The organism is Lentzea aerocolonigenes (assembly GCF_000974445.1).
Classification (GTDB): domain Bacteria; phylum Actinomycetota; class Actinomycetes; order Mycobacteriales; family Pseudonocardiaceae; genus Lentzea; species Lentzea aerocolonigenes.
In genome coordinates, this window is record NZ_BBOJ01000010.1 from 304,608 (window position 1) to 317,475 (window position 12,868).

A 12,868-nucleotide genomic window follows, 5' to 3' on the forward strand; every position below is an offset into this window, starting at 1 on the left:
GGAGTCGTGCACGAACAGCTCGTCCAGGCCGGCATCAGGTTCCGGCAGTGGATGCACGAGAACCTCGCCCACGCCGCCGGCCACTTCGGGCGCACCGTCATCGGTCCGCCCCGGCTCGGCTGGATGGACCGGTCGATCGGTGCGGCCGTCGACGGAGCGCTGTGGCTCCGGGTCGTGTCCGAGGAAAGGCAGTGGGTCGGCGACACCTTCTGGAGCGGCAACCTCACTGCCAACGTGTTCGCCGAACTGCGGAAGCCCTACGTTCTCGACGTCTACGAGTGGGAGGAGTGGCGGCACCAACGCGCCGAGCTGATGACCCTGATACCAGGCTCACCGTGTTCCCCCACCGAAGCCTTACGTCTGCCGGACGAGTGGTGGACCGACCTCCGCAAGACGACGGACGTCGTCGCGGCGATGCCGACCGACCGCGTCAACACCGACCAGGGTGAGGTCACCGGCCGAATCCAGCACCACTACGGGAACTCGGTGGACCCGATCGTGCGTCGGTGGGAGACGGTGCACGGAAAGCTGCACTGGGCGAACCTGATGGGACCCGAGTTCGGGCTCCTGGACTGGGAGCAGTGGGGCCGCGCCCCCGCTGGGACGGACGCCGCCACACTGCTCTCCGACAGTCTGGTGGTGCCGGAAGTCGCCGAACGGGTGCGTGACGTGTTCGCCGACGTGCTCGACTCGGACGCCGGACAACTCGCCCAGCTCTACGTCGCGGCCCGGGTCAGACGATGACCGCGCCGCCGTCGACCACGAGCGTCTCGCCGGTCACGTAGCCGCCGGCGGGGGAGGCCAGGAAGACGACCGCGGCCGCGAGCTCCTCCGGGTCACCGATGCGGCCCGCGGGGAGCACCGACTGCATCTTCTCCATGTAGCCGGGCGGGTACTGGTCGGTCATCTCCGACGAGAAGAAGCCAGGGCAGATCGCGTTGACGCGGATGCCCTTGCGGCCGGTCCACTGCTGCGCCAGGTCGCGCGTCAGGCCCAGCAGGCCCGCCTTGGACGCCGAGTACGCGGCCTGCGGGATGCCGCCGGTGACTAGCCCGAGCACGGAAGAGATGTTGATGATCGAACCGCCGGACTTCATCACGGAAGCCGCGGCCTGGGCCATCCAGTAGGCGCCGTTGAGGTTCACGTCCATCACGCCGAGGAACTCCTCCGGCGTTTCGCGCGATGCCGGTACGGCCGACGCGACACCGGCGTTGTTCACCAGAACGGACACGACACCGAACTCGGCCGCAGCACGGGCCACTTCGCGACAGTCGTCGGGCTGCGACACGTCGGCCTGCACCACCAGGGCACGGCGGCCCACCGACTCGACCAGGGCGGCCGTGTCCTTCAGCTTGTCCGCGCGGCGGGCGGCCAGCACGACGTCCGCACCCGCCTCGGCCAGGCCCTTCGCGAACGCCACGCCGAGGCCCGAGGACGCGCCGGTAACGATCGCGACCTTCCCGTCGAGCCTGAACTTGTCCAGGATTCCCACTACGAAAGCCTTTCCAGGATGATCGCCATGCCCTGACCGCCGCCGACGCACATCGTCTCGAGCCCGAACTGGGCGTCGCGGGCCTGCATGCCGTTGATCAGCGTCGTCATGATCCGCGCGCCGGTCGAGCCGAACGGGTGGCCCAGCGCGATGGCGCCGCCGTGCACGTTCAACCGATCGATGTCGATCCCCAGCGCGCGCTGCGACCCGAGCACCTGCACCGCGAACGCCTCGTTGATCTCCACCAGGTCGATGTCCGAAATGGACAGACCGGCGTGAGCCAGCGCCTGCCTGGTGGCGTCGACCGGGCCGAGGCCCATGATCTCCGGCGAGAGCCCGGAGACGCCGGTGGACACGATGCGCGCCAACGGGGTCAGCCCCAGCTCCTTCGCACGCGTCGAGCTCATGATCACGACAGCCGCGGCACCGTCGTTCAACGGGCAGCAGTTGCCGGCCGTCACCGTGCCGTCAGGACGGAAGGACGGCTTCAGTGACGAGACAGCCTCAAGAGTCACACCGGCACGCGGTCCGTCGTCGGTGGAGACGACAGTGCCGTCCGGCAGCACGACCGGCGTGATCTCGCGGGCGAAGAACCCGTCCGCGATCGCCTTCTCCGCGAGGTTCTGCGACCGCACACCGAACTCGTCCTGGTCGTGCCGCGAGATGCCCATCTGCGTCGCGACGTTCTCGGCGGTCTGCCCCATCGCGATGTAGTAGTCGGGCAGCTTGCCGTCCAGCCGCGGGTCGGTCCACGGCGCGTTGGACGCGGCCGTGTCCACCGTCCGCTGCTGCGCCTCGTCGAAGAGCGGGTTGAACGAAGGCACACCTGAGTGCAGGTAACGGGAAACGCACTCCACACCGGCCGAGATGAACCCGTGCCCCTCCCCCGCCTTGATCGCGTGGAAGGCCATGCGCGCGGTCTGCACGGAGGACGCGCAGAACCGGTTGACCGTCGTGCCCGGCAGGGCGTCGTACCCGAGCTGCACGGCGACGCGGCGCGCGATGTTCTGGCCGTGCTCGTCCTGCGGTTCGGCACAGCCGAGGTGCAGGTCGGTGATCTCGGAGGCGGGAAGGTCGCCCAGCGCCGCCGAGATCACCTGCGCGGCCAGGTCGTCGGGCCGCAGCGACACCAGGGAACCCTTGCGGGCACGGCCGATCGGCGACCTGGCGGTGGAGACGATGACTGCTTCAGCCACAAGACACCCCTTACAGGCCGAGGTCGCGGCCGATGAGTTCCTTCATGATCTCGTTGGAGCCCGCCCAGATCTTCGTGACGCGGGCGTCCATCCACGCGCGGGCGACGCGGTACTCGGTCATGTAGCCGTAGCCGCCGTGCAGCTGCACGCAGGCGTCGATGACCTCGTTCTCGACGTCGGCGCTCCAGTACTTCGCCTGCGCCGCCTCGACCGAGCTCAGCTCGCCGCGAACGTGCTGCATGGTCAGCGTGTCGATGAACGCCTGCGAGACGTCCAGCTTGGTGCGCAGCTCGGCGAGCTGGAACTTGTTGTGCTGGAACTTGCCGATCGCCTGCCCGAACGCCTTGCGCTCCTTGACGTACTCCAGCGTCTCGTCGAAGACGCCCTGCGCGTGGGCCAGGTTGGAGATCGCGCCGCCGATCCGTTCCTGCGGCAGGCGTTCCATCATGTAGATGAAGCCCTGGCCCTCCTCGCCGATGACGTGCTCCTGCGAGAGGCGCACGTCGGAGAAGAACAGCTCCGCGGTGTCGGACGGGTGCTGGCCGACCTTGTCGAGCTTGCGGCCGCGCTCGAAGCCGGGCATGCCGGTCTCGACCGCGAACAGCGTGATGCCGCGCGCGCCCTTCGACGGGTCGGTGCGGGCCGCCACGACGATCATGTCGGCGGTGTAGCCGTTGGTGATGAACGTCTTGGAACCGTTGAGGATCCAGTCCGAACCGTCACGCACGGCGTTGGTCTTCAGCGCGGCGAGGTCGGAGCCGCCGGACGGCTCGGTCATCGCGATGCCGGTCTTGATCTCGCCGGTGCACATGCCGGGCAGCCAGCGCTGCTTCTGCTCCTCGGTGCACAGGTCGACGAGGTAAGGCGCCACGACGTCGCCGTGAATCCCCAGCGACGACGCGACAGCCGCGTTGACCCGGCACAGCTCCTCGGCGAACACCGTGTTGAACCGGTAGTCGTTCGCGCCGCTGCCGCCGTACTCCTCGGGGATCTCCAGCCCCAGCAGGCCCTGGCGACCGGCCTCGAGCCACACGTCGCGGTCGATCACGCGCTGCTCGATGAACTTCTCGACGTTCGGCGTGATCGTGCGCTCCACGAACGCTTTCGCCGACTCCCGGAACGCGGCGTGATCCTCGTTGAACAGCGTCCGCTGCACGACTACCTCCATACTAAGCGGTTGCTTAGCGCTAAGCGCCCGCTTAGCGTGCAGTACGATCCACCACGTGTCAACACGCGAGGAGCGGCCCCGATGACCACGACCGGCCTGGACGAGTTCGCGCTGCTCGACGAGACCTGGCGCTCGGTCACCCCGGACGCCGCCCGGCGCATGCTCATCGCGGCCGCCCACGCGTTCGCGGGCAAGGGATACCACGCCACGACGACCCGTGACATCGCTTCACTCGCGGGAATGTCCCCGGCGGCGGTCTACATCCACTACCGGTCCAAAGAGGAACTGCTCTTCAACATCTCGCTCGTCGGCCACGAGACGTCGCTCGCCCTGCTGTCGCGCATCGAGGGTCGTGACGCGGTGGAGCGGCTCAGGAACGCGGTGTCGTCGTTCGCGGGCTGGCACGCGGAGTACCACACGACGGCGCGGGTGGTGCAGTACGAACTGGGTGCGCTCACTCCCGAGCACCACGCCGAGGTGGCGGTGCTGCGCCGGGGCATCGAGCAGCAGATGCGCTCCTACATCGCGGACGGCGTCGCGGAGGGTGTGTTCGACGTGCCGGACCTCAAGGGCGCGACCCTCGCCGTGCTGTCGCTGTGCATCGACGTCGCGCGCTGGTACCAGCCGAGCGGGAAGCGGACACCGGACGAGATCGGCGCGTTGTACGCCGACCTCGTCCTCAGGATGGTCCGGCCGGCTACCTGACCGACCTGCGGCCGTACATCCCGGCCACGACCGAGACGCCGATCGCGGCAACGATGATCTGGACGATCACCTCGATCCAGTCGATGCCCGGCGTGTCCTGCACGCCGAGCAGCCGCGCGATCCACGAGCCGATGAACGCCGCCGCGATGCCGACCAGCAGCGTCAGCCAGATCGGGATGGCCTGCTTGCCCGGTGCGAACAGCTTGCCGAGCAAGCCCAGGATCAGACCGATGACGAGTGCGCCGAGAATGCTCTCGATGGTCACGGACGCCTCCTCCGCTACTCCCCGTTGAAGGTGGGGATCTCGAAGAAAATCATCCCGTCACTCGGCATGATCCGCAGCTCGAGAACTACCAGCGGCTGCCGGAGACCTGCGCCATCCACTGGTTGATCGTCGCGGTCCAGTCCGTGCCGATCGCCTGCTGGTGCGACACCGCGAAACGGCCGTACGCGTCACCGCCCGCACGGAGCAGTCCGGCGCGCTTGTCAGCCTCCAGGATCACGTGCAGCTCGCCCGGCGTGGTCACGAACGTGAGCTCGACCTGCTTGAGGCGGCCGGAGAACTGCGGCGGCGGGTAGAACTCGATCTCCTGGTAGAACGGCAGCTGCTGCGGCACGCCGTAGATGCGGCCGCGCTCGTTGTCCGCCTTGGTGAAGCGGAAGCCCATCTGCCCGAACGCCTGGAGCACGGCGTCCTGCGACGGCAGCGGGTGCACCCAGATCGGGTCGAGGTCGCCGGGGTCGATGGCGCCGCGGACCTCGAGCTCGGTGCGCAGGCCGAGCTGCATGCCGTGCAGCTGCATGCCGCCCACGACGTTGAGCGGGCACTCGAACGGCACCGGGATCTGGAACGGCAGCGAGAGGTTCTGGTGCGGCTGCGCGAGGATCCGCTGTCCCACGGAGAACTTGTGGAACTCCATGTTGGTGTTGTACTCGTTGTCGCCGCTCTCGACCTCGACGCGGGTGAGCAGCGCCAGCGTGACGTGGTCGATCTCGGCCGGGTGGTCGCCGCCGGCGATGCGAACCTCGCCGGAGAGCACCTCACCGGGACGCACGTTCGGGTTGGTCAGCACCGTGTCGACAGTCGGCCCGCCCACGCCGAACGCGCGCATCATCCTCTTGAACACCACTGGGGCCTCCTGAAGCCACTCGCAACTTTGCGGGGAAGTCTGCCTGCTGAATCGCCCGAATGCGGCGAAGCGTTCCGTTGACGCCTCAACACCCCGATCGGTTCCGTATGGACTTCCGTTGACTTCAGATGGCAACATGCGACCGCCGTCACATACTAAGCGGTCGCTCAGGAGGATTGCCGTGCTGCTCGTCGCCAACCGGGGTGAGGTCGCCGTCCGCGTGCTGCGCGCGGCAGCTGACCTGGGGATTCGCACCGTGGCGGTGTACGCGGAGGACGACGCCTCCTCGCTTCACGTGACGCTCGCGGACCGTGCCGTCGCACTGCGTGGGGACTCGCCGTACCTGGACGTCGATCAGCTTCTGGACGCCGCCGAGGGGTGCGTGGCCGTGCATCCGGGGTGGGGCTTCCTGTCCGAGAACGCAGCTTTCGCACGGGCGTGCACCGAACGGGGGCTGGCGTTCGTCGGGCCGTCGCCCGAGGTGCTGGAGCTGCTGGGCGACAAGGTGCGAGCGCGCGAGTTGGCCTCTTCGCTCGGGATCCCGGTGCTGGACGCGGCACCCGGCGAGTTCCCGGTGATGGTCAAGGCGGTCGCCGGTGGTGGCGGCAAGGGCATGCGGGCGGTGTACGCGCCCGAGGATCTCGACAGCGCGGTCGAGGCGTGCCGGGCGGAGGCGCTGGCGGCGTTCGGGGTGGGAGACGTCTACCTCGAACGGCTGCTGCCCTCCGCCCGGCACGTCGAGGTGCAGCTGGTCGGGACGTCGGTGATCGGTGACCGCGACTGTTCGCTGCAGCTGCGGCACCAGAAGGTCGTGGAGATCGCGCCCGCTCCCCTAATCGATCCGTTGCTGCGCAAGGCGCTGCACGAGGCCGCCGTGGCGATCGCGACCGCGGCCGGGTACACGGGCGTCGGCACGGTGGAGTTCCTGGTCTCCGGGGACTCGTTCGCGTTCCTGGAGGTCAACCCGCGGCTGCAGGTCGAGCACACGGTGACCGAGATGGTGTCCGGTGTGGACCTCGTGCGCACCCAGCTGTTGCTGGCCTGGGGCGGTGACGTGGACTTCACGCCCGTCGACCGCGGTTCGGCCGTGCAGGTGCGCGTGAACCAGACCTCCGGTGGTGTGCTGTCGGCGTTCGGGCTTCCTGCCGGGCCCGGCGTCCGCGTCGACACGCACGGGTACGTCGGGTACCGGGTCGGCACGCGGTACGACGGGTTGCTGGCGAAGCTCGTGGTGCACGGCGAGGATCTCGACGTCGCGCTGAACCGGGCGCGGCGGGCGTTGCGCGAGTTCCGGATCGAGGGCGTCCCGACGAACCTCGAGTTCCTGAAGTCGTTGCTGGATCGCGACATCGTGGGCGCCACGACCGACTTCGTGGTCGAGGAGCCTGTTGACGGCATGCGGGCGCCGCTGGCGGGCACGGTGGTGGCCGTCTCGGCCGACTCGGTGGTGCTGGAAGCGATGAAGATGCAGCACGTCGTGCGGGTGTCCGGCGACGTGCTGGTGTCGGTGGGCGACACCGTTGCCCTGGGGCAGCTGCTGGCTTCCAGCTCGGGTGAGTCCACTGAGGACGTCGTCGAGGTGGATCTGGAAGAGGTGCGGCCGGACCTGGCGGAGGTGCTGGCACGGCACGACTTCGACCGTCCCGAGGCTGCCGCGCGACGGCACGCGGCCGGTGGGCGGACCGCGCGGGAGAACATCGCGGACCTCTGCGACGACTTCGTCGAGTACGGCGGCCTCGCCATCGCAGCCCAACGCCAGCGCCGCTCGTTGCAGGAGTTGATCGAGCGCACTCCGGCCGACGGCATGGTGGCGGGCATCGGCGTCGTCAACGGCCAACGGATCGTTGCGATGTCCTACGACTACGCGGTGCTCGCCGGCACGCAGGGCATGCGCAACCATCAGAAGAAGGACAGGTTGTTCGCGCTGGCGCAGCAGGAGAACCTGCCGGTGGTGTTGTTCGCGGAGGGCGGCGGCGGACGGCCGGGCGACACCGACCACAGCATGGTCAGCGGCCTGGACTGCGGCTCGTTCCACGCGTTCGCGTCGCTGAGCGGCCAGGTGCCGCTGGTGGGTGTGGTGGCGGGCCGGTGCTTCGCGGGCAACGCGGTGCTGCTCGGCACGTGTGACGTGATCATCGCGGTCGAGGGCGCGAACATCGGCATGGGCGGCCCGGCGATGATCGAGGGCGGCGGGTTGGGTGTGTTCCGGCCCGAGGACATCGGGCCGTTGGACGTGCAGGTGCCCAACGGCGTGGTGGACATCGCGGTGGCGTCGGAGGAGGAGGCTGTCGCGGTCGCGAAGAAGTACCTGTCGTACTTCCAACGCACCGCCCACGCTCCCGCAGGCGTCCCCCGCGCGAGCGCGCAGCCTTCGTCCGCGCCCTCGGGGGAACCCCTAAGTTCAATTATCCCAGACAGCACCGACAATTCCGGCCGGTCGAGCTCCGGCCAGGCCTGGAGCTGCGCGGACCAGCGCCTCCTCCGCCACGCCGTCCCCGAGAACCGCCTCCGCGCCTACGACATCCGCACCCTCATCACCACCCTCGCCGACACCGACTCGGTCCTCGAACTCCGCCGGAACTTCGGCAACGCGATCGTCACCGCCCTGATCCGCGTCGAAGGCCGCCCGATCGCCCTGATCGCCAACGACCCCAACGTCCTCGGCGGCGCGATCGACGCCGACGCCGCCGACAAGTGCGCCCGCTTCCTCCAGCTCGCGGACGCCTTCGACATCCCGGTCGTCTCCCTCACCGACACCCCCGGCTTCATGGTCGGCCCCGACGCCGAACGCACCGCCACCGTCCGCCACCTCACCCGCATGGTGGTGACAGGCGCCAACATCACCGTCCCCTTCGGACTGGTCGTCCTGCGCAAGGCGTACGGCCTCGGCGCCCAGGCCATGGCGGGCGGATCGCTGAAAGTCCCCCAGTTCGCCGTCTCCTGGCCCACCGGCGAGTTCGGCCCGATGGGTCTCGAAGGCGCCGTCAAGCTCGGCTTCAAGCGCGAGCTCGACGCCATCGCAGACCCGCAGGAACGCGAGCAACGCTACGACGAGATGGTCAAAACCGCTTACGAACACGGCAAAGCGCTGAACGTCGCCAGTGTCTTCGAGATCGACGACGTCATCGACCCGGCCGACACCCGTCGCTGGATCGCCACCGCGCTCGCCCCCGCAACTTCCCGCTCCCAAGGGAAGAAACGCCCGTTCATCGACACCTGGTGAAGGAGAAGCCGTGGTCAGTGTCGCCCCGACTGAACCGAAGACCTTGCGCAGGCTGATGGCAGCCGGACTCGTTGGCAGCTCTCTCGAGTGGTACGACTTCTTCATCTACGCAACCGCTGCGGCACTCGTCTTTCCCAAGCTCTTCTTCCCCGAAGCGACGCCGATCGTGGCGCTGCTGCTGTCGTTCAGCACGTTCTGGGCGGGCTTCATCGCGCGTCCGATCGGCGGGCTCGTCTTCGGCCACGTCGGTGACAAGATCGGCCGCAAGCCCGCCCTCGTCATCTGCCTCGCGCTGATGGCGGCCGCCACGTTCCTCATCGGCCTGCTCCCCACGTCGGCGACCCTCGGCGTCGGCGCACCGCTGCTGCTGGTCCTGCTGCGCTTCCTGCAGGGCATCGCGGTCGGCGGCCAGTGGGGCGGCGTCGTCCTGCTGCTCACCGAGACGTCGGGGCCGCGCAAGCGCGGCTTCGCGGGCACGTTCGGCCAGGCCGGCGTCCCGATCGGTGTGCTGCTGGGCAACATCGCGTTCATCGCGGCGAGCACCACCATGCCCGCGGCGACCTTCGCGTCGTGGGGCTGGCGCATCCCGTTCCTGGCGTCGGCGCTGCTGTTCCCGGTCGTGCTGTTCATCCAGCTGAAGGTCGAGGACAGCCCGGTGTTCCGCGAGCTCGCCGCCAAGCGCTCGGACGCACCGGCACCCGCACCGCTCGCGGAGGCGCTGAGGACGCACCGCAAGCAGATCGTCTACGGCGCGGGACTGATGTTCGCCTCGAACGCCATCTTCTACGTGTCGATCGCGGGCGTGCTGTCCTACGCGACGGCGACGCTCGGCCTGGCGCGCGAGTCCGTGCTGGTCGTCAGCCTGCTGTCGTCGCTGGTCAGCATCCCCGTCATCCTCTGGGCCGGGCACGCGTCGGACCGGATGGGACGCCGCCCGCTGATCATCGCGGGCGCCGTCGGCCTGATGGTGTGGGCGTTCCCGTACTTCCTGCTGGTCGACACGGGGTCGCTGCTGTGGCTGTTCGTGGCCACCGCGGTGGGCGGCGTGGCGTCGTCGCTCGTCTACGGGCCGATCGCGGCCTACCTGGGTGAGCTGTTCGCGCCGCACGTCCGCTACTCGGGGGCCTCGCTCGCCTACCAGCTGGCGTCGATCCTGGTCAGTGGCGGCACGCCGTTCATCATGACGGCGTTGCTGGGCGCGACCGGGACGTCGATGTCCGTGTCGGCGTTCCTGCTGCTCATGAGCGTCGTGACGCTGGTGTCGGTGCTGCGTCTGCCGGAGACCCACCAGCCTGAACAGGCCTGATCAGAGGCTGTGCAGGCCCGAGTTAAAGGACAAATCGGGCCTTCACAGTCAAGACCTCTGCGGAACCTGGCGCCGATGCCGTACGTTGCTGCGTCGTGACCACTCTCATGGCGCGCTTCAAGCAGCGGATGCGCCGGTTCGCGCAGAAACCGGCGTCGGTTGACCTCGCCCCGTTCCAGGCACTGCTCAAGGACGTGGAGAAACACGCTGACACGTTCAAAGCGTTCAGCGACGAGGAGCTGACGGCGCACGCCGCGAAGCTGCGCGACGAGAGCACGGACACCGAGCTCGTGGCGCTGACCCGGGAGGCCGCCGAGCGCGCCATCGGGCAGCGGCCGTTCGACGTGCAGGTGCTGGGTGCGCTGGGCATGCTCGGCGGGCTCGTCGTCGAGATGGCGACCGGTGAGGGCAAGACGCTCGCGGGTGCCATGGCCGCGGCCGGGTTCGCGATCAAGGGCAAGCGCGTCCACGTGGTCAGCGTCAACGACTACCTCGCCCAGCGCGACGCCGAGTGGATGGGGCCGCTGTACCGGCTGCTCGGGGTCAGCGTCGGGTGGATCAACGGCAGCTCGAAGGCCGAGGAGCGCCGCGAGGCCTACCAGTGCGAGGTCACGTACGCACCGGTCAGCGAGATCGGGTTCGACATCCTGCGCGACCGGATCGTCACCCGCGAGGAAGACCTCATCGTGCCCGAGCAGGAGGTCGCGCTGATCGACGAAGCCGACTCGGTGCTCGTCGACGAGGCCCGCGTGCCGCTCGTGCTCGCCGGCTCGACCAGCGCGGAGGCCGCCGACCCCGTCATCGCGGACCTCGTGAAGCGCCTGCGGCAGAACCTGCACTACGAGGTCGACGACGAGGAGCGCAACGTCTTCCTCACCGGCGCGGGCTCCGAGGCCGTCGAGCGCGCGCTCGGCGAGATCGACCTCTACTCCCAGGAGCACGTCACCTCCACGCTGTCGAAGGTGAACGTCGCCCTGCACGCGCAGGTGCTGCTGCACCGCGACGTCGACTACATCGTGCGCGACGGCAAGGTGCACCTGATCAACGACACCCGCGGCCGCGTCGCCAAGCTGCAGCGGTGGCCGGACGGTCTGCAGGCCGCGGTCGAGGCCAAGGAGAACGTCCAGACGACCGAGTCGGGCGAGATCCTCGACTCGATGACGGTGCAGGCCCTGCTGGGCCGCTACCCGACGCGCTGCGGCATGACCGGTACCGCCGTCGCCGTCGCCGAGACGCTGCGGGAGTTCTACGAGCTCGAGGTGCTCGTGATCCCGCCGAACAAGGAGAACATCCGCGAGGACGAGCACTTCCGGCTCTACGCGACGCTGGAGCAGAAGGAAGACGCGATCGTCGAGGAGATCAAGACCGTCCACGAGACCGGGCGCCCGATCCTCGTCGGCACGCTCGACGTCGCGGAGTCCGAGCGGATCTCCTCCAAGCTGCGCGACGCCGGGCTCGAGTGCGTGGTCCTGAACGCGAAGAACGACGCCGAGGAAGCGGCGATCATCGCCGACGCCGGTTCGCACAACCGCATCACCGTCTCCACGCAGATGGCCGGTCGCGGTACGGACATCCGCCTGGGCGGCCACGAGGGCGAGGACCACGACCGCATCGCCGAGCTCGGCGGTCTGTACGTGATCGGCACCGGCCGCCACTCGTCCTCACGCCTGGACGACCAGCTGCGCGGCCGTGCCGGACGTCAGGGCGACCCCGGTGGCTCGGTGTTCTTCTCCTCGATGCAGGACGAGCTCATCACCCAGTACGCCCCCGACGCCGAAGAGCCGTCCGAAGTGGACGAAGACGGCCGGGTGCGCGACAAGGGCCTGCTGCACACCTTCGAGCACGCGCAGCGCGTCGCGGAGGGTGTGAACCTGGAGATCCACCGCAACACGTGGCGTTACAACAAGCTGATCGAGCACCAGCGCGACCTGCTGCTCAAGCACCGCGACGTGGTGCTGCGCACGGACGCGGCGTACGAGAAGCTCGGCGAGAAGGAAGGCGCGTCCGAGGAGGTGGCCTCCGAGGCCGCCCGCAAGATCACGCTGTTCTTCCTCGACGACCTGTGGACGCACCACCTGACGTTCCTGTCGGACCTGCGTGAGGGCATCCACCTGCGCGCGCTGGCACGGCAGAACCCGTTGGACGAGTTCCACCGCGAGGCCATCCCGGCGTTCAACAAGATCGTGCCCGAGTCGTGGGAGCTGGCCAAGGAGAAGTACGAGGCGGCCAAGATCACCGACGACGGCTACGACCTCGCCGACGCCGGGGTGAAGCGCCCGAGCTCGACGTGGACGTACCTGGTGCACGACAACCCGTTCGGCTCCGGGCTGGAAGAGACGATGAAGGGTCTGGTCAAGATGGTGCGCGGCCAGCGCCGCTGACACTCATCTCTTGTTCGGGACCAATTCATCCGCAGGTCTGGCGGGCCGGGGCAACGCCTCGGCCCGTTCGCCTGTTCTGGAGGTCGTCATCTCCTCGGAGAGCATTCTGATCTCCGCGAGGATGTCCAGGTGTTCTTGCGACGGCGGCGGGCCAACGAAGTTGGACCGGTTGTGCGCCGTCCGTTCCGCGCGCTCGGCCAGCTGCCGGATGCGGCGGAGGAGATCGTGCTCCCCCTGCGGGGGCAAGAAGTCCGTCTGCTCCATCAC

The 12,868-nt window shown here is 68.7% G+C and carries 11 protein-coding genes; 5 read left to right on the top strand and 6 right to left on the bottom strand.

The genetic code is table 11. From position 1 onward, the window contains the following. The first annotated feature begins 6 nt into the window (after positions 1-6). The gene (locus AOM45_RS21020; protein WP_030469054.1) at positions 7-744 is read left to right on the top strand and encodes a hypothetical protein; all 738 of its coding nucleotides are present in this window, start codon (positions 7-9) and stop codon (positions 742-744) included. Here AOM45_RS21020 and AOM45_RS21025 read toward each other — a convergent pair. Genes AOM45_RS21025 through AOM45_RS21035 form a run of 3 tightly spaced genes read right to left on the bottom strand, consistent with a single transcriptional unit; the run spans position 734 to position 3,844 of the window. Beyond that, positions 734-1,492 (bottom strand): SDR family NAD(P)-dependent oxidoreductase, encoded by a 759-nt coding sequence (locus AOM45_RS21025; RefSeq protein ID WP_030469053.1) that lies wholly within the window; start codon positions 1,490-1,492, stop codon positions 734-736. The genes AOM45_RS21020 and AOM45_RS21025 overlap by 11 nt on opposite strands. Further along, the gene (locus AOM45_RS21030) at positions 1,492-2,688 is read right to left on the bottom strand and encodes an acetyl-CoA C-acetyltransferase (protein WP_030469052.1); all 1,197 of its coding nucleotides are present in this window, start codon (positions 2,686-2,688) and stop codon (positions 1,492-1,494) included. Before AOM45_RS21030 ends, AOM45_RS21025 begins: the two co-directional genes overlap by 1 nt. Positions 2,689-2,698: 10 nt before the next feature. Next, the gene (locus AOM45_RS21035; RefSeq protein WP_030469051.1) at positions 2,699-3,844 is read right to left on the bottom strand and encodes an acyl-CoA dehydrogenase family protein; all 1,146 of its coding nucleotides are present in this window, start codon (positions 3,842-3,844) and stop codon (positions 2,699-2,701) included. A gap of 93 nt (positions 3,845-3,937) precedes the next feature. On the opposite strand from AOM45_RS21035, the gene AOM45_RS21040 reads away from it, so the two are divergent. Continuing rightward, entirely contained in the window at positions 3,938-4,561 is a 624-nt protein-coding gene (locus AOM45_RS21040; RefSeq protein WP_051783885.1) for a TetR/AcrR family transcriptional regulator, read from the top strand. On the opposite strand, the gene AOM45_RS21045 is transcribed toward AOM45_RS21040, so the two are convergent. Together AOM45_RS21045 and AOM45_RS21050 are read right to left on the bottom strand one after the other, a co-directional pair. Next, positions 4,554-4,826, bottom strand: coding sequence for a GlsB/YeaQ/YmgE family stress response membrane protein (locus AOM45_RS21045; RefSeq protein WP_030469049.1), 273 nt, complete (start codon positions 4,824-4,826; stop codon positions 4,554-4,556). The two genes, AOM45_RS21040 and AOM45_RS21045, sit on opposite strands and share 8 nt — an antisense overlap. Before the next feature lie 85 nt (positions 4,827-4,911). After that, complete coding sequence (locus AOM45_RS21050) at positions 4,912-5,691, bottom strand: sporulation protein (RefSeq protein WP_030469048.1); 780 nt, start codon at positions 5,689-5,691, stop codon at positions 4,912-4,914. Positions 5,692-5,827: 136 nt separating this feature from the next. Here AOM45_RS21050 and AOM45_RS21055 point away from each other — a divergent pair, with 136 nt between their 5' ends. The 3 genes from AOM45_RS21055 to secA2 all read left to right on the top strand — a co-directional run bounded on the left by AOM45_RS21055 (position 5,828) and on the right by secA2 (position 12,601). Continuing rightward, positions 5,828-8,914 (top strand): carboxyl transferase domain-containing protein, encoded by a 3,087-nt coding sequence (locus tag AOM45_RS21055; protein ID WP_051783884.1) that lies wholly within the window; start codon positions 5,828-5,830, stop codon positions 8,912-8,914. A gap of 10 nt (positions 8,915-8,924) precedes the next feature. Beyond that, on the top strand, positions 8,925-10,220 hold the full coding sequence (locus AOM45_RS21060) for an MFS transporter (protein WP_051783883.1): 1,296 nt from the start codon (positions 8,925-8,927) through the stop codon (positions 10,218-10,220). Positions 10,221-10,315: 95 nt separating this feature from the next. Next, positions 10,316-12,601, top strand: a complete 2,286-nt coding sequence (gene secA2 / locus AOM45_RS21065; RefSeq protein ID WP_156093953.1) for an accessory Sec system translocase SecA2 — start codon at positions 10,316-10,318, stop codon at positions 12,599-12,601. Positions 12,602-12,604: 3 nt separating this feature from the next. On the opposite strand, the gene AOM45_RS21070 is transcribed toward secA2, so the two are convergent. After that, a complete protein-coding gene (locus tag AOM45_RS21070) occupies positions 12,605-12,865 on the bottom strand; it encodes a hypothetical protein (RefSeq protein ID WP_081902291.1) in 261 nt (86 codons plus the stop codon). Positions 12,866-12,868: the final 3 nt, after the last annotated feature.